The organism is Planococcus sp. SE5232 (assembly GCF_050686535.1).
GTDB lineage: Bacteria > Bacillota > Bacilli > Bacillales_A > Planococcaceae > Planococcus.
On sequence record NZ_JBOGCP010000002.1, the window covers coordinates 398932 to 418903 of the forward strand.

19 protein-coding genes are annotated in these 19972 nt (G+C 48.2%); 2 read left to right on the top strand and 17 right to left on the bottom strand.

What is annotated here, in order from left to right; genetic code table 11:
• Positions 1-79: 79 nt before the first annotated feature.
• From radC to ACRC6Q_RS10905, 17 genes are all read right to left on the bottom strand, one after another.
• Positions 80-772, bottom strand: a complete 693-nt coding sequence (gene radC / locus ACRC6Q_RS10825; RefSeq protein WP_298830398.1) for a RadC family protein — start codon at positions 770-772, stop codon at positions 80-82.
• The gene (locus tag ACRC6Q_RS10830) at positions 766-1380 is read right to left on the bottom strand and encodes a Maf family protein (RefSeq protein ID WP_431466508.1); all 615 of its coding nucleotides are present in this window, start codon (positions 1378-1380) and stop codon (positions 766-768) included. Before ACRC6Q_RS10830 ends, radC begins: the two co-directional genes overlap by 7 nt.
• Positions 1381-1629: 249 nt before the next feature.
• Positions 1630-2385, bottom strand: a complete 756-nt coding sequence (locus ACRC6Q_RS10835; RefSeq protein ID WP_431466509.1) for a prepilin peptidase — start codon at positions 2383-2385, stop codon at positions 1630-1632.
• 758 nt (positions 2386-3143) lie between these two features.
• Complete coding sequence (locus ACRC6Q_RS10840; RefSeq protein WP_431466510.1) at positions 3144-3905, bottom strand: pilus assembly protein PilO; 762 nt, start codon at positions 3903-3905, stop codon at positions 3144-3146.
• Positions 3902-4678, bottom strand: a complete 777-nt coding sequence (locus ACRC6Q_RS10845) for a PilN domain-containing protein (protein ID WP_431466511.1) — start codon at positions 4676-4678, stop codon at positions 3902-3904. The genes ACRC6Q_RS10840 and ACRC6Q_RS10845 overlap by 4 nt, the downstream gene beginning before the upstream one ends.
• A 6-nt stretch (positions 4679-4684) precedes the next feature.
• A complete protein-coding gene (gene pilM, locus ACRC6Q_RS10850) occupies positions 4685-5623 on the bottom strand; it encodes a type IV pilus biogenesis protein PilM (protein ID WP_431466512.1) in 939 nt (312 codons plus the stop codon).
• 24 nt (positions 5624-5647) lie between these two features.
• Complete coding sequence (locus tag ACRC6Q_RS10855) at positions 5648-6130, bottom strand: prepilin-type N-terminal cleavage/methylation domain-containing protein (RefSeq protein ID WP_431466513.1); 483 nt, start codon at positions 6128-6130, stop codon at positions 5648-5650.
• A 133-nt stretch (positions 6131-6263) separates the two neighbouring features.
• Positions 6264-7475: a type II secretion system F family protein gene (locus tag ACRC6Q_RS10860; protein WP_431466514.1), complete on the bottom strand. Its 1212-nt coding sequence runs from the start codon at positions 7473-7475 to the stop codon at positions 6264-6266.
• A gap of 1 nt (position 7476) precedes the next feature.
• On the bottom strand, positions 7477-8520 hold the full coding sequence (locus tag ACRC6Q_RS10865; protein WP_431466515.1) for a type IV pilus twitching motility protein PilT: 1044 nt from the start codon (positions 8518-8520) through the stop codon (positions 7477-7479).
• A gap of 1 nt (position 8521) precedes the next feature.
• On the bottom strand, positions 8522-10180 hold the full coding sequence (locus ACRC6Q_RS10870; RefSeq protein ID WP_223638240.1) for a GspE/PulE family protein: 1659 nt from the start codon (positions 10178-10180) through the stop codon (positions 8522-8524).
• Positions 10181-10202: 22 nt separating this feature from the next.
• On the bottom strand, positions 10203-11798 hold the full coding sequence (locus ACRC6Q_RS10875) for a VanW family protein (protein WP_431466516.1): 1596 nt from the start codon (positions 11796-11798) through the stop codon (positions 10203-10205).
• Positions 11788-12198, bottom strand: coding sequence for a hypothetical protein (locus ACRC6Q_RS10880; RefSeq protein WP_431466517.1), 411 nt, complete (start codon positions 12196-12198; stop codon positions 11788-11790). Before ACRC6Q_RS10880 ends, ACRC6Q_RS10875 begins: the two co-directional genes overlap by 11 nt.
• A 33-nt stretch (positions 12199-12231) precedes the next feature.
• Complete coding sequence (locus ACRC6Q_RS10885; RefSeq protein WP_431466518.1) at positions 12232-13734, bottom strand: hypothetical protein; 1503 nt, start codon at positions 13732-13734, stop codon at positions 12232-12234.
• A 19-nt stretch (positions 13735-13753) separates the two neighbouring features.
• Positions 13754-14227 (bottom strand): PilW family protein, encoded by a 474-nt coding sequence (locus ACRC6Q_RS10890; RefSeq protein WP_431466519.1) that lies wholly within the window; start codon positions 14225-14227, stop codon positions 13754-13756.
• Position 14228: 1 nt separating this feature from the next.
• On the bottom strand, positions 14229-14828 hold the full coding sequence (locus ACRC6Q_RS10895; RefSeq protein ID WP_223638260.1) for a type IV pilus modification PilV family protein: 600 nt from the start codon (positions 14826-14828) through the stop codon (positions 14229-14231).
• Between the two features lie 218 nt (positions 14829-15046).
• On the bottom strand, positions 15047-16750 hold the full coding sequence (locus ACRC6Q_RS10900; protein WP_431466520.1) for a sensor domain-containing diguanylate cyclase: 1704 nt from the start codon (positions 16748-16750) through the stop codon (positions 15047-15049).
• 51 nt (positions 16751-16801) lie between these two features.
• Positions 16802-17989, bottom strand: coding sequence for a bifunctional folylpolyglutamate synthase/dihydrofolate synthase (locus ACRC6Q_RS10905; RefSeq protein ID WP_431466521.1), 1188 nt, complete (start codon positions 17987-17989; stop codon positions 16802-16804).
• Between the two features lie 71 nt (positions 17990-18060).
• On the opposite strand from ACRC6Q_RS10905, the gene ACRC6Q_RS10910 reads away from it, so the two are divergent.
• Both ACRC6Q_RS10910 and ACRC6Q_RS10915 read left to right on the top strand, forming a co-directional pair.
• Entirely contained in the window at positions 18061-18924 is an 864-nt protein-coding gene (locus ACRC6Q_RS10910; RefSeq protein ID WP_431466522.1) for an ATP-grasp domain-containing protein, read from the top strand.
• Complete coding sequence (locus tag ACRC6Q_RS10915; RefSeq protein WP_431466523.1) at positions 18921-19718, top strand: ATP-grasp domain-containing protein; 798 nt, start codon at positions 18921-18923, stop codon at positions 19716-19718. The genes ACRC6Q_RS10910 and ACRC6Q_RS10915 overlap by 4 nt, the downstream gene beginning before the upstream one ends.
• The last annotated feature ends 254 nt before the right edge of the window (positions 19719-19972 follow it).

Below are 19972 nucleotides of genomic sequence, written 5' to 3' on the forward strand. Positions count from 1 at the left end.
CTGTAACAAGCCGGTATTTCGGCAATTGCGTTGACACAATACCACTCATTATAGACGAAAAGAAAAAAAATAAACAGTGCTACATGAACCCCTTTTCTTTCAGGGAAATGAATTGGTGGTCTCCGATGATGACATGGTCGAGCAGTTCGATGCCGATGATGCTGCCGGCTTCCACAAGCCGTTTCGTGACATCGATGTCTTCCGGCGAAGGTGCCGGGTTGCCTGACGGATGATTATGGGCACAGACGATCGAAGCGGAAGAACGCCGCACAGCTTCACGGAAAATCTCACGGGGATGGACGATGGAGGCATTCAGGCTGCCGACGAAAATGGTCTGCCGGTGCATCACCTGATTTTTGATATTGAGGAACAGCACCACAAAATGCTCCTGCTTGAGGGAAGTCATATCGGCCATTAAATAGGAAGCCGCGTCTTTCGGGGAACGGATGGTGAATTTCGCATCGGTCTGTTTCGAGGACAACCTTCGTCCCAGCTCGACCGCAGCAAGCAGCTGAACCGCTTTTGCCTGGCCGATGCCATTGATCGCCACCATCTCTTCGATGGTGGCATTCTTCATTTCCTGAATTTGCTCGAAATGGGTCAGCACGCGGTTCGCCAAATGCAGCACCGATTCCTGCCGGCTTCCGGTCCGCAGCAGGATCGCAATCAGCTCCTGGTTGGACAAAGCCGCAGCCCCTTGGTTGATCAGGCGTTCACGGGGGCGGTCGGCAATATGGACATCACGGATCATCAACGGCGTTTCGTTCAGCATCGGACACCGCTCCCTTCCAGGGAAATAAAACCGGCAGCCGCAAGTTTTTGCGTCAACGCCGCAACCGGCAAGCCGACCACCGCGTTGTAATCGCCCTGGATCTCTTTGACGAACAGTCCGGATACCGTCTGGATTCCATAAGCACCCGCTTTGTCATACGGATCTTCCGTTTCAACATAGGCATCAATCCACGCTTCCGGCAACTCATAGAACGTCACTTTGACTGCTTCGTGAAACGACAGCTCACTGTTGCCTTGCCCTTGCACGACCGTCACCGCCGTGATCACTTCGTGCGTATTGCCCGACAGTTTCTGCAGGTAGCTTTTGGCCTGTTCTTTATTTTTGGGCTTGAGCAAAATCTCGCCATCCAAAACGACGATGGTATCGGAGCCGATGACGACAGCTTCTTTCTGTCCAGCTGCCACTTCCTGCGCTTTTTGCGCGGCGCATGCCAGCACATAGCCAAGTGCCGTTTCGAATCCTTTTGGATCGGGTTCATCCGTGGTGCTCGGAATGACTTGGAAGCTGACGCCAAGCATGCCAAGCAGTTCCTGGCGGCGCGGCGACTGTGAAGCTAAAACGATGGGGAAATCGGATTTGAATTTCATGTATGGTATCTCTCCTTTTTCAAGAATCATACCATTTGCAGAAAGTCGTTAACAAATGACAATAAATGATTTTTGCCAAGATATGAGGGATCAAAAAATGAGATTTGGCTGGTTCCATCCCTGCAAAGCGCTGCATAGAGCTATTTGTAATGCTGATTTGCAATAGTTCGGGTTGGCATTCCGAATACAGCTATACTTTCGGACTCGCAGGATGCGAATTTTACAATAAAAAAAGATGAAGCCGCAGCTTCACCCCAGAAAATTCATATACCAAGCGAGCATACCGTCTCCCCAGAAATAGACGATAACGGCTGCGGCCGCAATCGACGGGCCGAACGGAATCGGCGTCTTGCGCCCTTTTTTTGTGACGCGCAGTTGGATGATGCCGACGATGGCACCGATGAACGATGCGAAGAACAGGGTCATCAAAGTGCCGGCCGTACCAAGCACCAGTCCGATGACGAAGAACAATTTGATGTCCCCCCCGCCCATGCCGCCTTTAGAGACGACGGCAATCAGGAACAACAAGGAAAATCCAATCGCCGCGCCGAGCAGGCTGTCCCACCACGGGTCAAGCGGAATCGCGATGCGCAAACCGAGCAGCACCACCGCGAACGGCAGGAGCACTTTGTCGGGAATCAGCATATAGGCGATGTCCGATACGGTGATGATGACCAGCAGCGAAACGAACAGGATCGAGACGATCAGCTCGGGCGTAAAGCCGAACACCAAATACGAAGCCACGAATAAAACCGCTGTGACCGCCTCCATCAGCGGATAGACCCAGTGGATTTTCGAGCCGCATGTCCGGCATTGGCCTTTCAGGAACAAGTAAGAGAACACCGGCACCAAGTCGAGTGCGGTCAAGCGCCGCTCGCAATTAGTGCAATGTGAAGGCGGATACGCGATGGATTCCTTTTTCGGCACGCGCAAGCCGACGACGTTGAAGAACGAGCCGAAAACGAGCCCGAACAGCGAGAAGAAGAAAGAATAAGTAAGTACCATAGAAACCCTCTTTGCTATAGTTTTTTTGTGGTTGAAGAAATCGCTGCAGGCGGACGCTTTCCAAGAGATGGACCAAAGGGAGTTTGGTCCATCTCTTTGCGACGAAGCTAGCGTAGCGATGCAGGAGCAGTGTTTCACCAATTTGCCTGCTTAGAAAACAGTCGCCACCTTTCGCTCTTTCTTCTATTTTTTATGAAGTTAGAAAAACAAATACTTACTCGTTTTTTATTGAAAGAAAATTCTTGAGCTGATCCAACAAGTATTCTAGCGCCACCGCGTCCAACCCACGACACATTGCTCGAAAAACAGGACTGAATGGATGGTTTTACAAGAGACGGGCCAAACGCAGTTTGGTTCATCTCTTCGCGACGCAGGAGCAGATGGTTTTCGGCATCCTCTGTTCTTTTTTTATGTAGTGAGAAAAATTATTTCTTAGGTGATAGCCGAAAAACTCTACTATTGTTCAAGTTATACGACTATCTCAACGTCGGCGCCTCCAACCCCGACACAATGCAGAAGAAAAAGAACTGAACGGATGCTTTTCGCATGCGAAAAGCGGAGGACAGAGCTTTTGTTTGTGGTATAACGGTTTTATTTGCGGAATACTCGAGTTTGTTTGCGGAATACTCGAGTTTGTTTGCGGAATACTAAGTTTGTTTGCGCTAAATCGTCGTTTGTTTGCGCTATACACCGGTTTGTTTGCAGAACGGCCCGACTCTATCAAAAAGAGAGAAATCACAATGATTTCTCTCTTCCTTCTATTCTTCGTCTGAAGCTGCCGCGTTTTCATCGACATTGACTTCAATATCCACGTCGATGTCTGCATCTTCTTCGGATTCTTCCTCTTCAGCTAAAGCCGTGCCGTCATTTTGCGGCAAGGGATTGACTTTGCCTGCCGGCGCCGGGGCGTCGACTTTCGGCACGGTGTCTGCGAGTGCGATCAAGTCCGGGCGGAAATACGCCGAGAAGGTCAGGTTGACATCGAGCGGCTCGCCAACTTGATCGGCCGAAGTGATTTCTTCATTGGAGCCGAAATCGACGGCTTCGACAATCATGATGCGCTCCATCGCTTCGACTTCCGTGATGAACGTGGTGATTTCTTTATAGTCATCCGCTTTGATGGTGACAGTCGTCAGCACTTCCTGAAGGTTTTCAAGGCCTTCGACCGGCACTGGCAATTCAACCAGGCCTTCTGTGATGCCGATGTTGTCGATCAAAGTCCCGGAAATCAATTCAGCCTGCTCGATCTGAAGGACGATTTGCTCGGTCAAGGACTCGACGGACACTTTCTGCTGCAGGTCGCTGGTGCTGATCTTCTCGCCTTCCGGCAATTCCTTCAGCTGGGTCTGCAGCGCGATCAAGACGTCGCGTTCTGAGCTCAATGTCTGTTCCGCCTGCAGCCTGGATTCTTTGGCTGGTGCGTACAGAGTGAAGTAGGAATACGCTGCGAGCGCCAACAGGAAGACGATAGATAAGACGATCAGGCCTTTTTCTTTTTGGCTTTTCGATAAACTGCTCATTGGCCATCCCCTCCTGTTTCTGCTGGAGCGGTTTCAGCCGGTTCGACTGGTTCGGCGGGTGCTTCCGTTTCGGTATTGACTTCAACGTCGACCTCCACGTCTTCGGCAGGTTCTTCTACTACCTCTTCTGCCGGTTCTTCGACTGCGGCTTCGCCTTCAACGGGAACAGCGGTATCGTCTGTGGGAATTCGCTCATCGACAAAAATCAATGTATAGCTTGCAACATAACGGGGCATTTCTTCAATAATCGCTTTTTCAATCACGACGCCTTCTTCAGTTGTTTCAGCCGTGTCAATTTCATTTTGCGCGACACTGTCCAAAGTTGCTGACTCGATCAGTTCCGACGCTTTCAGCTGCGCCAAATAATAGGCGGCTTCGCGTGCGGTATCGAACTGGACCGACAAAATCGCCTGATCCAGACCGGTATAGGAAAAGCTTTCGAAAAAGCCGCGTGCCGGCAGGATGGAGACCAATTCCTTCAGCAGCGGAACCGTATCGAATTGATAGCTTTCCGCCCAGTCGACGGTCGCTTTCAATTGCTGTTCTTCATTCATGCCCTGCGCCGCTTCCAATTGGGCGCGAATCGCCTCTTGTTCAGAAGCGACCTGCACGGATTGCGCAGCGAGGACTGCCTGTTCCCGTTCGTGGGAGCCGGCCAGAAACGCCAAGACCGCCCAAACGATGACGGCTAATAATAAAATCGAAATCGCCGCAATCAGGAAAGCGGGACGGTCCCGTTCCTTTTGCGGCAATAGGTTAATATCAACCAACATAAACTGTTACACCTCTTTCAGCGCGAGACCGATGGCCCGGTTAAAGCGTCTTGGAACATCTTTTTCGTCGCCGCACGGAATGACGTCAATGACGAGCGGCAAAACAGGAATTTGAAAACGCATTTCCAGGCTTTGCTGGAAAGATTCCCAATCGTAGAATTCACCGTTGCAGATGATTTTTGAAATGCCGATTTCACCGCTGTTCATATTGTAACGGTAGAAATTCGCCAGTTTTTCGGCTTCGATTTCAATCGTCTCCATGACCGCAGTACGGTCTGCCGAGTCTGGATTTTCGACTTCCAGATCGACCGGACGCATGAACATCGGGAAATGTTCATGGAATATCGACACGGTCATCTTTTTCGACTGCAGGTCGATGAGCATGATGTGCTCATCTTCCTGGAAATCATGCTGCAGGTAACCCAAACGGTAAAGGGCAAGTGGCGTGATATCAGCCACGACCGCTTTTAATTTCACCTGGTCAAACACATCCTCATAGGACTGCATGACCGATTCCTTGGAAGCGATGATGATCGCTTCCGGCTGTTCTTCTTCCGGATGGTACGGCACCACATCAAAGACGGGATCTTCAAAGGGCAGGTAAAGCGTCGAACCGATTTCGATGAAGAAATGGCCTTTCAATTCATCGGCTTCGACATCTTCGGGGTAAGGTACTTTGCGGATGATAACGAATTCGTCAGGGGCGAGGAAGCGGACTGACTTCTTAGAGAGACCCCACTGATTGACAGCCTTATCGAGTACCGAGGCAAGCGCTTCCGCGTCGACAATCTTCCCCTCTTCGATGATGCCCGCAGGAAGAAGATGTTCTTCCGCGCAATTCAGCTCAATCGGCAGAGAGGATTTCAAGTCGACATGACGGATCGCGTCTTCTTCTATTGTAATGGTGACGACGCGTGCTTTTCTCGATAAAAACGATAAGGCCATTTTTTCAGCTCCTACTTCATTTTATTAATTAGTTTTTGGGACGGTTTTATTGTTGGCATCGCTACCTTTTTGAACATCTGCATCCGAATTAATTTCAGCAACTGTTGCACCAGAAAAAGCTAAAGTCTTAGTACCAGAGTACACAAAAGCATTTGTAGTGATTTCTAATTCACCAGCAGTATTTTTTGCAATAAAATTACTTGTGGGCACCGCTTCTGTACCAACTAATGTAACTGGGATTTTCCCAGCATTATCTAAATAACCTGCTTTAAGGGTAGCAGTTGTGACAGTAGTTTTCGTAGGATTCTCAGCAAAATAAATATTTGCGGCACTTAATGTGTTTAGTGCATCAGACTTCGCTGCACTATATTTACTATTTTCGATTACATTCCCAATCGCCGGAATAGCAATCGCCGCGATAATCGCAATAATAACGATAACTGCCAAAAGCTCGATCAGCGTCATCCCTTTTTCGTTGTTCAGTTTCTTCTGCAAGTATTTTTTCATTTCTTTTCCCCCTATTTTTTTACTTTTATATACTACTTTGAGTACAGCTCAATTATAACAATAGTACCAATTATAGCAATAGCCTTTTCTTGTTTATTTACAAAATATTTTAAAGCGAATAGACATAAATAACCTACAAATTGTCTACGTTCTGGAACATTTCAAACATTGGCATCATAATAGCCAGTACTATAGTCCCGACTAATGCAGCAAGGAACACAATCATCAACGGCTCGATCAATGCCTTCAGGCGATCGGTCTCGGCGTCCACTTCTTTTTCGTAAAACTCCGCTACTTTACTGAGCATGTGATCGAGTGAACCGGTCTGTTCTCCGATGGCGATCATATGCGGAATGAGCGGTGGGAAGGCCCAATGCTTGCGCATAGGCTCGGTCAACGAGCCGCCGCGTTCGAGTGAATCACGCGATGATAAGATGACTTTCGACATGACAGCGTTGCCGACGACTTTTTCGGTCATCGTCAAACATTGCAGAATCGGCACCGAACTGGAGAACAGCGAGCTCAAGGTTCTGGTCAAACGGGCTAATGCTGATTTCTGCAGGATTTTGCCAAAAATCGGAATCTTCAACAGCATGGTGTCGAGAATCATATTGCCTCTTGGATCCTTGCGCATCAGCCAAATGACTGCAGCAATTCCGAATCCGCCAAGCAACAGCAAATACCAATAGCCCATGACAAAGTCAGACGCGCCCATGACGATTTGCGTGATCATCGGCAGTTCGCCTCCGAAGCCTTCAAACATGTCCGCAAACATCGGCACGATCGAAGACAACAGGAAAATCACGACGCCGATCGCCAGGATGCCCACGACGACCGGATAGGACATCGCCGAAACGACTTTTTGTTTGGTCTGGTAGGCTTTGTCGTAATGCGTAGCCAGACTTTCCAGCGAATCATCAATATTCCCGGACATCTCCCCCGCTTTGACCAAGTTGATCGTCAGCGGTTCGAAGATTTTCGGGTATTTCGCCAGCGAGTCGGACAAGGAATTCCCTTTTCGAAGCTCTTCAGCGATTTCCGACAAGGCTTTTCGCAGCGCTTTGGATTCGACTTGCTGGGACAGGATGTGGATCGAATCGACGATGGTCACGCCCGCGCGCATCAAGGTCGAGAACTGGCGCAGGAACATGATGAACTGGTCGCGTTTGACGGGATTGCCGATGACGATGTCTTTTTGCAGCGCGGTCGCCGGCATTTCGCGGATTTCGATGACGCGTATGCCTTCATCGCGCAGTTTTGCGACGGCTTCTTTCCGGCTGTTGGCGACTGCGATGCCGGTGCGGATCTTCTTGCGGTCGCGGCCTTCGTATTTGTAACGGGCCACGTTATTCCGCTCCTTTCAAGTATGGCTGGGCGATTTCCCGCGTGATTTTGCCTTTTTTCAACAGCTCCTGGACAGACGTTTCCATCATGTGCATGCCGGACGCCCGGTTCGTCAGGATGACGTTCGGGATCTGGTGGACTTTCTCGGAGCGGATCAAGTTGGCGATGGCCGGATTGGAGATCATGATTTCGGTTGCGGCCACGCGTCCTTTGCCGTCAGAAGTCGGCAGCAGGCGCTGGGAAATGACCGCTTTGATGATGCCACCGAGCTGCGTCCGGATCTGTGCATGCTGTTCGTGCGGGAAAACGTCGATGATCCGTTCGATGGTCGATGCGGCGCTCGACGTATGAAGCGTCCCCATGACCAAGTGGCCGGTTTCAGCAGCGGTGATCGCGGTGGTGATCGTTTCCAGATCCCGCATTTCACCGACCAGGATGACATCTGGATCTTGCCGAAGTGCAGCACGCAGGCCATTGGCAAATGAATTCGTATCAAAGCCGACTTCGCGCTGGTCAATGACCGAGGTGCCGTGTTTGTGCATATACTCGATTGGATCTTCCAACGTGATGATGTGTTTGGTCATATGTTCATTCATGTAACGGATCATGGCGGCAAGTGTCGTCGATTTACCCGAACCCGTCGGACCGGTCACCAGAATTAGGCCTTGATGTGTATCAGCGAGCTTTTTCAAGGTATCCGGCATCTGCAAGTCATCGATTGTCGGAATCCGCGACGGAATGGTCCGGAACGCATGGGAAATGGAACCGCGCTGATGGAACGAGTTGACGCGGTAACGCGCCACGCCGGCGATGGAGTAGGAGTAATCCATCTCGCCTTTTTCCAGGAAGGTGTCCCATAAGGATTCCGGCATCAATGCTTTGGCGATCGCCATGGTATCGTCAGGCATCAGTTTTTTGTCACCGAACTGGATCAAGGTGCCGTTCATCCGGAAAATCGGAGGAATACCGGTGGTCATATGGATATCGGAAACATTCCGCTCTTTGGCTTCAGTCAATACATGGTCGATGAAAGTTGTCGTAGTCATATTAGTCTGTCATGGCAACGCGAAGTACTTCTTCCGTCGTTGTCATGCCCTCCTTTACTTTTAATAAGCCGTCGTCGATGAGGAAGATGGTTTTATTTCTTATGGCGATTTCACGGATTTCCGCTGCGGTGCCGCCGCGGTTGATGACGTCTTTGATGGCTTCGTCCACCACCAGCACTTCGTGGATCGCCATACGGCCTTTATAGCCGCTCATATTGCATTGCGGACAGCCTTTGCCGCGTGCGATGGTATCGATCTGGATGCCGCGCTTGGCGAAAATCTCTTTTTCGCGAACCGTCGCTTCCTGTGTTTCACGGCAGTCACGGCACACGCGGCGTATCAGGCGCTGCGCCACAACCGCATTCAAGGAAGCTGTCACAAGAAACGGCTCGATGCCCATATCCATCAGGCGGGTGATCGACGCGATCGAATCGTTGGTATGGATCGTGCTCAGCACCAAATGCCCAGTTAGTGAAGCCCGTATGGAAATGTCAGCTGTTTCCTTGTCGCGGATTTCCCCGACCATGACGATGTCGGGATCCTGGCGCAAAATCGACCGTAACCCTGCCGCGAACGTCAAGCCGACATTGGCGTTCACTTGGATCTGGTTGATGCCTTCCAGCTGGTACTCGACGGGGTCTTCGACAGTGATGATGTTGACTTCCTCGGAATTCAGCTTATTCAGCGCCGCATACAAGGTCGACGATTTCCCTGAACCCGTCGGACCGGAAATGAGGATGATGCCGTTCGGTTTGTCGATCTCGCGCATAAAGCGTTCCATGTTCACATCGTTAAAGCCAAGCTTCGAAATATCCGTTAGGTTTTGGCTCAAGTCCAAAATCCGCATGACGATCTTTTCGCCGAAAACGGTCGGCAGGGACGATACGCGCAAATCGATGGCACGGAAATCGACCGTGGTCTTGATCCGGCCATCCTGCGGAATGCGGTTTTCCGTGATGTCCAGGTTCGCCAAAATCTTGATGCGTGCCGTGATCATCTGCTGCATGGTCTTCGGCAGGATCCGCTCGGTGCGGAGGGTGCCGTCGATCCGGTAACGCACCAGGATGCGGTTTTCCTGCGGGTCAAAATGGACGTCGCTGGCTTTTTGCGAAACGGCGTTCGACAGGATCTGGTTGACCAGCCGGACAATCGGCGCATCCAGGTCGTTCAATTCACTTTGCTGCTCTTCTGCCATCTGCGGCAATTCTTCCAACAGTTCATCATACGATTCTTCATCGTAGTATTTCGCAATGGTTTTGACGATGTCTTCTTTTGAAGCGATCGTCGGTTCGATCTGGAAGCCGGTCGTCAGCCGAAGATCATCAATCGTGATGAAATCCGTCGGGTCGTTCATGGCAATAAACAGCCGGTCGCCTTCGGTTTTAAGCGGCACCAGCAGTTTGCGCTTGGCGAACTCCTTCGGCACCACATTGAACAGCATCGGATCGAACGGATAGCGGAACAGTGAGACATGTGGAATGCCGAGCTGTACTTCCAGTGTTTCGATCAATTGCTGCTCGGTGATGATGCCGCGCTGGAGCAAGGCATCACCCAGCTTCTGATCATTCTGTTTGCCGTTCAGCGTTTCCTGCAAATCCGCTTGTGTCAATAACCCTTGTTCGACTAAGATGTCGCCTAACCTTCTTCTGACAATCGCCATTTCGATCTCTCCTTCCTTGCACTTACTCTGTTACGATCTTGCCGCCTTTATCATAGACCGGTTTTTTATCGGGTTTATCCGGATCGGTTGCCGGGTCAGTTGGTGCCGGCACATCGTGTTCGCCGTCTCCGTTCCTATCGATAAAGCCCGGCTGGCCGGTTGTCGGAACTTCCGGAGTAACGGTGCCGTCGTGGACACCATCGCCATTTTCATCAATAAAGCCTGGTTGGCCGACTGTTGGAACGGTCGGCGGTGCGGTTGTTCCGTCATGGACACCGTCTCCATCGGCATCGACAAATCCGGGTTGCCCGGAAGTCGGCGGTGTTGTCGGACCATCATGGATCCCATCGCCATTCGCATCCACAAAGCCTGGTTGGCCCGCTATAGGCGTCGTCGTGGTCCCGTCATGGATGCCGTCTCCATTGGCATCGATGAATCCAGGTTCACCGGCGACTGGCACTGTAGCTTCCGGTGCTGCAGGCTGCGTGAGTGGATAGACTTCCACACGGTGGACTGGCGGATAGAAATCATTCGATACCGTCTCCACTTCCAACGGTTCATCATCTTCCAGAATCGTCCGGATGACATTCAGCCGTTTGCCGGACAATCCTGTTTCTTCGACTTTATTGCCACTCGTGACAAATGCACTGTATTGTTTGATCAAGCGCGGCTGGATATCCGTTTCTTCCGTAATGCCGATCGCGTAGGAATAGACGAACGGATAACCGCTGATGGATGCGTTCACTGAATTGCTGGATTTCGACAGATTCAACGTGAACGAACTGTCATTCGGATTGGTGAAGACAAAGTCGATTGCAAGCTGGCGGTTGATCGCCGCTTCCTGTCCAAGTGGAATGGAAGCAGGAACTTGTGAACCGATGCTGCGTTCATCTATTTGGAAATTGGTCTGCAGCAATGCGCCGTAAATAGCTGAAGCGATTTGCGTCAACTCCCCATCACTGATATCTGTCAGCGGAAGCTCCGCAATAAATCCAAGAAATGAAAACTGTGTTCCCGGTGCTAATTGGATGCCGTCTAAGGCATCGATGACCGTTGAACTGTTGAGGCTTGAGAAACTTGCCGGAAATACCACATCCGACACTTTTTCACGGGATAAGCTGAGGCTGTCATCGCTGATTGCTACATTCGTTTTTGTCTGCCCTACCTGGAGTGCTGTTTCCAGCTTCTCATTAATGGCTTCTACGTCTGCTTCCGAAAAAGCGGCGACGGGGAAATGCTCGGCTAAGAACGCCCCGGTTGTATCCGGCGACAGCTGGAAAACAAAGCCGTTCTGCGAACCGGTCTCTGCACTGCCCACTGTTTCATCGAGTAAAATCTGCGCATTTTCCAGTGGGTACTGTTCTGTTGCATCCTGGTAAGTGACATGCAGTTCAGCATCTGCGCGCCAAGTTTCTGACTGGCCGGCAAATAGCATTTTCGCTGAGGCCACTTCCATATTGGAAACATCGGTCGTGCCGATATACGTGTTGTCGCCGAATTCCTCTGTCGGAAACAGCCAGTTATCCACAGCATATGCGCCCGCATTGGTCGCTCCGAATACGAATAGCGCTAAGCCGAAAACGGCTGCAAAAGTCAATCCAAATAATTTATTGTCCACGGGTAATCTCCTCTCGATCGGCATCAATCGACTGCATACCGAACGGTTTCGGCTTTTCTATTGGTGCTTCAGCAACAGGCGTTTCTTCTTTTGTCGCCAAATAGGTTTTGGTGTTTTTCTGCTTTTGCTCGCGGCGCTCTTCCATCAGGCGCTGCTTTTCGTTTTGCTCTTTTTCGACCAGCTTCATGAAGATGAAAGCGGCCAGAAACGACACACCCAGCAAAGCCAAAGCCACGATGTACCAGGCATACGCTCCCTGCATCAGTATCGCAATCCCGGCAGCGGCAAGTCCGCCTCCGGCAATGGTCATCCGCTTAGCGAGCGGCACCTGTTTGAAAAGTAGGTAAGTAAGCGGCAAAACCACTGCCGCCAGAATGATGAAAATCAGTATGCGTATCATAAAAGTCCTCCTAATGCCTTGTTGTTTTTCGTATTAATAATCGACTTCAAAATCAAAATTTGTATCGACAACTATAGGTGACGAGATCGGAACGGTTTGGGTGCTTTTGATGGAGATGCCACAATTCTCCAGGAACGTAGCATAATTGGTATTTCTTTTCACGAACAAAGCGGTCCGTTTTTCCGCATCCAATCCTGTAAGTTTAAATGTCTTTTCAGGAACCGCAGAATAATAAATAATCATTCCGCTGTTCGTCACTTCAATAGTAGAAGCCAATCGATCCAAATCCGCTTGACGAATTCTGTCTATATCCATACAGAGCCTTGAGTAGTTGTCGATTTGAAATTGTCCGCCTACATACAAACGTGAATCACTGCCTGCATCATTTCCGAGGACCATCAAATTGGTATAGTACAAGTTTTTGATGTTACCTCCAACATTCATTTCTTTTAAAACAATCGTTTGTTTAGACATATTTTTCCCTAAGTTGTTCATGTTCTGCTCTGTGGTTAACGTACCGCTGATGATCAGGTTTCCATTCACCAAGTTGTTCATATTGGATGTTGCCCCCGTATCACTTGCTTTTACTACAACATTAGTTCCTAAAAAATCAATAGAGTTGCAGTTGGATGTACAGACATTCTTCTGAAAATCATCTACGTGTACCCAAAAGTCAACTGGATTTTTTCCAGCTGCCGTAACTTTTGCAATAAACGCGGATAGTTTTTCGTCGCCGGTCATTTTGCATTCATATGGTGCAATCGCTTTATTTGCAATGACGCTTGCCAGCAAGGTATCACAGGATTGAGTAGGCGGAGTCAATTTGAAAATATCCTGATAAGTAGCGTTTTCATTGCCTGAAATGATTTCTTGATCTACATTGTAAACTTCACCCGGATTCAAAAATGAAACCGGAATAGTTACAGTAAATAAAGAGTTTAAGGTTTTAGGAGAACTCAGTGACGTCCCTTCCACTTCCATTTCCACTTCTAGTTTGCCCTTGCTCACTATGCGATCGATTAACACGTTGCTAAGCAATCTAAGTTCATTATCTGTATAAGTGACGTTCATCAACTTCCATGTTTCTGGAGTGTATTTGGTTTGGGTCGAAGTGAACGGTTCCGTAGGTACTCCGTTGATTTTGATTAATTCATTGACTTTAACCAGAATTTTTTCCACATATAGCCGCTTCATTTGAAGGTCGATATTTTGTTCCCACGCTTTTCGTTCAGCTGAGGTATCACAGGCCGTTTTATTGCTCGAATACAAACAAGCGACAATTTTATCCAGCTCCAAGCGAGTCTGGTTTAATACTTCTTGCTCGATCAAATCAAGTGATCGTTCGAAATCGGTTGAATAGTAGAGGATACCCATCTCAGCAGCGGCTACCGATTGATTGGAAAGATCAACTGTCTTTTCTTGTTTAGCGTTATTAAGAGAACCAGATATAAAAGCTACAGAGATACCCATTACCAAAACGACTAGCAATAAAACGATAACTAATGCGTAGCCCTTTTCATTTCCCTTGTACTTCATCGCTCGCTCCCCTTTAGCCCTAATTGGTCAAAATCCTTGTTAGAGTCGTTTTGACTTCAACCGACCTTGTAGATTTGATAGGGTCGGCAACTTTTAAAACCAAATCTACATGTTTGTTCTTTGGATCGATTTTCGTTGACGAATCCCAATTTGCAAACTCTATGCCATTAATTGTTCCACTGTAAAGGTAGTTAGTATCTGTCAAGTTCATGAACCCTTCACATACAATAGCTGCTCCAGAATCATTGCAAGTCTTTATTTCAGGTATAGCGCCGCTTGTTCTCAAATAATAATAGTCATTTTTCCGGTGTTTATTGGTGAGTTTGGTTACTACAAGGTTTGCTTCTTGCTGCAGCTGTGTTTTGCTGGTTTCTACCGCTGAGTGTTTAAAAGCAATTGACAGTGTAGTCCAGGCAATGGACGCTATGATAGAGACCAGTACTAGCCCAGCAAGCAATTCGACTAAGGTGACTCCTTTTTGATTCAACTTCAACTTATCCACCTCCCGGCTTTTTAGCCACATACCGGATATAAGAATAAGTCTCACTACTCATGTGATAACTTCCATTAAGGGAACTTTTGTTACTAAAAACTTTTAAATGAATTTTGTGCAATTTAGTGCGATCACCTTTTGCACATGGAATTTTGCTTCCCACTCCACTTGCAGCTGGATCTTTAAATAAAAAAGGTTCGCACTGGAGGTAAACATCCATTTCGTAGCGATACTCACCTTCTTTCTTATAACGAATAAAGGAGGCCATGGTATACGGTGTTGCAACAACCGAATTTTCACTATCTTCGATGTACCCTAAAGCTTGCATCTCTGTTTTTATTTTTTCTTTAGAAAGAAACTGAGGTTCCAGTGATGTTGGATCGGTCGGACTAGTGACTAAAATTTTTTCCCACTTAGACGATGTTATAGAAGAAGCCATCTCCTGCCTCGCCAGGTTCATGGTATCCAGTTTGGTTTCTGTTTTCGCGTTAAATAAGGTCATTTGAGGGAAGATGGACATAATGCCGACGAACAGGATGCCTAATATGACCACCGCTGCCAATACTTCGACTAAGGTTAATCCTTTATCATTCATACTCATCGGCTTCACCTCCTCAAACGTACATGAATATATACCTTTTTATTCCTATTAAAAGAAACTTTTTATCTAAATATTAACTTAGCTACATTATTACATTCTTTCCGCCCCATTGAACAGTGTTTTATCATGAACTTCAAAATTTATTGTTAAAAATAACAATAAAACTCTTTTCAAAATAGGAAAAAAGACTACAGCAGGAAATCTCTCCTGCTGTAGTCTTATTTTGAATAGGCCGCTACTTTATTGCGGCCGGCTTGTTTGGCTCCAATATACAAGGCTCTATCTGCATTCCGGATTAGCGACATGCCTTCATCGCTGTCTTCCGGCGCAGTGGATACCCCGATGCTTAAAGTGATGTGGACAATCTGTTTGCCCCGGTCATCTCCCAGATCACTCTCAATGAGGAATTCATGTTTTTCGATGCGTCTGCGCAAGTTTTCAGCGAGCAGCATGGCCAGGTCCTTGCTGTAGTCCGCGAGCAATACTACAAATTCTTCACCACCGTAACGAGCGATGGTTCCTTCTTCGCCGATTTCCTCTGTAAGGATAGCAGCCAGTTGAACCAAAATATCATTGCCGCTTTGGTGGCCGTAGCGATCATTGATGCTCTTGAAATGATCGATGTCCATCATGATCAGCGACAGCTGCTCCAGATTGCCTTTATGCATATCTGCGATACAGCTTTCCAGACTTTCATCCAAATAGCGGTAATTGTATAATTTAGTCAGTCCACAACGTTCGCTTTTTGCGATGACTTTTTGCATATAGCTGGTTTTTTCCAGCGATACGGCAAAATACGTACTCAGGATTTCCAAAATCTGCAGCTGATGCTTAGTAAAAGCGTATCTCTTTTTCGATGCCAATACCAGTACGCCTTCTGTTTTGTTATTACGGGCAATCGGCGTAGCCATCAAGCTTTCCGTATCTTTCGGAAGGTTTCCGGTGTTCAGGTCCCGCCACTGGCTTTTTTCGTCATAAATATAAGCCTCATTGGTGATGATAACTCTGCCGGCAATTCCTTTATTATAAGGAATCGAAGCAATTTTACGCGGCTGCAGCTGATTGTTTTCATAAATCCGCAGCATCTGTTGCTGGCCATCCCGGTAATCGATGACATAAGCGTATTCAACTTTAAACATCTTAGCCACCTGCACGACAAACTGGTCGAGCACTTCATCGGTTTCCAAGCGGTCAGCAAGCTGATGGCCAATGGCTCCGGCTCTTTTCAAATCAATATTCACTTGTTCGGAGCTGGTGTAGCGCTTCATGACAGCGGCCATGATAAAAAATGGAACGCCCAGTAAAACAAGTGCCGGAACCCCAATATGCGATTCAAAAATGTACAAAGAAACCGCAAATGGGAAAATTACCAGCATCAAAGCAAAATCCCAGATGGCATCGATAGAAAAGAATTTGCTGCGATTGCCGGTCGTATAATCATATAACTTATAGATGACTTGATTGCTGACAACGGAAACCACTTGGAATATCAAGCCGTAGACAATGACATGCGACAATTCCAGGGATCCGATTTGACCGCCAGCACCGATATAAGCGAGTCCAGCGATGAGGGAAACCAGGAAGAACATCAATGAGTTGAATGGAATCCGAAGCGATTGTTCTTCATTCGTCCGGATTCGGTACAGCACAATCAGCATCGAGGCTTGGGACACCAGCATTTCGATAAAAAGGCCATACTTCAGGAACAAGGCCACCGTCACCCATTGCACCAAAAAAGTCGATGCGCCGTTGATGTTCATCGGCATCAAGCTCATCAATACAAAAAACAGCACATACGCCAGTAAATTCCACGGGTCGGCTACAGATGGCGGGAAGAAATGATAAACAAGCACAAGGCCAGCTGGAACAATTAAAGCCCATAGGCACCAAAGAATTTTTTTACGTGTAAAATTACTCCCCATACCATCTTCCCTTTCTGAAACGAATTAAATGATGTTCACGCTATTCAAAGACTATGCTTGATAATGCTGAAAAAAGGATTTCGCGGTATTGCGCAATAAAACGAGAAGATGCAGTGAACCTGTGACTATAGTCACTTCTTCTTTATAGCACACAGGTAATATATCACATAAATTTGTAATTGTCTTTCTTTTACTTTTACTTTCATCAAATAATATTTCGGCTGGCAACGCACGTTCATTATCAAAATCAATAAAGGTGAAATGATCGCTGACCGTTTCCAGTTTGCGCAGGACACTTACATAATCCTTGTCTTTGAATATCCCCATGACGATGTGGACCGGCCGCCCTGGAAATGTATCATTTATCGTCGCAACCAATGCATCGATGCTCGCCTTGTTGTGGGCGCCGTCAAAAATGACTCCTGGATAGACTTCTTCAAACCGGTATGCAAGTGTTGCGGATTCGAGGCCGAGCAACGCTTTGTCTTCATTGAAATCCAGTCCAAGCAGTTCTTTAGCCGCTTCCATTGCCAATGAGGCGTTCTTTTGCTGATGCGGCCCTTTTAGCTTCAATGGAACAGCAATATTCTGGTTAGGGCATATTACTTCGGCGTGCAGGCGGTCAGCCGTTTCCTGAACGATTTTCATAGCCGGATCCGGCAGCTCGCCGATGACGACAGGCTTCCATTTCTTAATGATTCCTGCTTTATGGCGGGAAATTTTTTCTATTGTATCCCCCAGAAAACGGGTATGGTCGATAGCAATCGATGGAATAATGGCAATTTCGGAATCGATGACATTGGTGCTGTCAAGCGCTCCACCCATGCCGGCTTCAATGATCGCAAAATCAGGCGATTGTTCCTGGAAAACGACGAAAGCCGCAGCTGTCAACAGCTCAAAATCCGTCAAAGGCGTTTGTAAGCGGCTTAAGCGTTCCATGACTTGGCTAAGTTCAGCCGGACTGACGGGTTCCCCGTTGATCTGGATTTGATCGTGAAGATCTTCAATGCAGGGCGAATAGAAATTGCCGACGCGATAGCCATGCGCTTGGAGGATGGCTGACAGGAACGTAGCTGTTGATCCTTTTCCATTGGTTCCTGCCAAATGAATGAACCTGCCGCTCTGGTGGGGATTCCCCAGCTCTTCCAGCGCAGCCGTTATGGCCTCCAGTCCCGGATGGATCGCCGAAGCTGTATGTATATTCCATTTGCTTTTGTATTGTTCAAGTCCAATTATCATAAGAAGCCTCTTTTCCGCGGTAAACATGATACACTTTTTGAGTATGATTATAGCACGAAGGTGGAATGGATATGACGAGTTGTTGGGTTATTTACAACGGAAGCCTGGTTTCCGATAAGTTTGCAGACCAAGCCAGGCTTGTCGCCGAAGCTGCAGAAAAAGCCGGCATCGCCGTAACGATCAAGAAAAACTACGAAACCGTGATGGATTTATCAGTTAACTTCAGTATACCTGATTTTGCAATATTATTGGATAAAGATATCTTGCTTGGATATTTTTTGAAGAGTCGAGGCGTACCGGTCTATAACGACCCTGCCGTCATCGATTTATGTGATAATAAAGCCACACAATACGTCCAGCTGGCTGCAGAAGGCTTGCCGATGCCACGAACGATTGTCGCGCCAAAAGTCTACCCGAATTTCTCCATTATGGATTCCGGTTATTTCGAAGAGATCATCGACCGGCTGAAGCTGCCGATGATCATCAAGGAAGGCCATGGCTCATTCGGCATGAAGGTCTACTTGATCGAAACCGAAGAGCAGTTCTACGAAAAAGTCGACAGTCTTCGAGGAATCGATTTTGTATTTCAGGAGTTCATCGCTACGAGCCGCGGCCGTGACATCCGCGTCAATATTGTCGGCGGAAGGATTGTCGCTGCCATGTATCGCCATTCGGACACCGATTTCCGCGCCAACATCACCAATGGCGGCGTAGCTTCACCCATCGAACTGACCGCAGCCCAGCAGGAACTCGCACTCGCAGCCGCTCAGGCAGTCGGTGCAACTTTCGCTGGAGTCGATTTGCTGTTCGGCGAAGATGAAGAGCCCTTGGTATGTGAAGTGAATGCTGCCGCCCATATCCGCAATATCCTAAATGTCACGGGAGTCAATGTCGCAGATGCCATGATTGCTTATATACTGGAGGACTTAACATGAAACTTCTCTACGAAACAGCGGATGCTGAACGCAACTATGGATTTATCGAAGAATTGCAGCGCTTTGGCGATTTCGGGCTGGTCCAATGGGACGACTGGAGCGAAAAAGGCCAAGCAATGCTTGTGGATAAGTTGCAGGGTGAAACTGTCCTGTTTCGCGCTCGGCACCCTGAAGCTGCCCGGTTTCTGGAAGACCAAGGCATCCACCTGGTGAACCGGGCCGAAGTCAACCGCATCGCCAACGACAAATGGCAAAGCTACCAATTGTTCCTGTTGCTTGGTGTACCGTCAGTTCCGACCTACCGGGAAGCGACGGAATTTCCGTGCATCGCCAAAACAGCTGACGGTCATGGCGGTTCGGAGGTATGGCTCGTTGATAAGGCTGAAGACATTCCAACTGCCGCTTCCCCACTTATTTTTCAGCCAGTCGTTGAGCACCAGGCTGATGTCCGTGCCTATGTCATTGGCACAGAAGTCGTCGGTGCCGTCAAACGCAGTGCCAAGAGTTCCTTCAAGGCCAATTACTCACTTGGTGGGAGCATCGAGAAAACCGTCCTTAGCGCCGCGCAGGAAAAAGATGTTCTGCGGATCGCCCGCGCTTTGAACAGCGATTATATCGGCATCGACTTTCTGCTGCTCGAGGATGGTCGGCACCTGTTCAATGAAATCGAAGATCCCGTCGGTGCCCGTTCCTTTTACGAAACACATGACGAAAACATCGCCGAGCTATTAGTGGAGCATATGCGGAAACTTGAAAAGTATGCACCTTTCCGGCGGGAAGATCGGCCGAAGTAGTAGCTGTATAAATCGTACTCGTTTTTTCACCTTTAGATATTCCGCAACACAGCTCCTAAAAGCCCGGTGCTCCTGTATCGCTGCGCTAGCTTGCCCGCGGGAGTCTCCGCTGTGTTGCTCCATATCCTATAATAAAACAGCAAAAGAATTAGGCTCACATTTTTCTTATTGTATTTTAGCGCCGGCGCGTCCCAGGGCTAAGCGAAGCAAAAAGACTGGCGTTTTTTACCTGGCTTTTTGCGGGAGCTATGCCC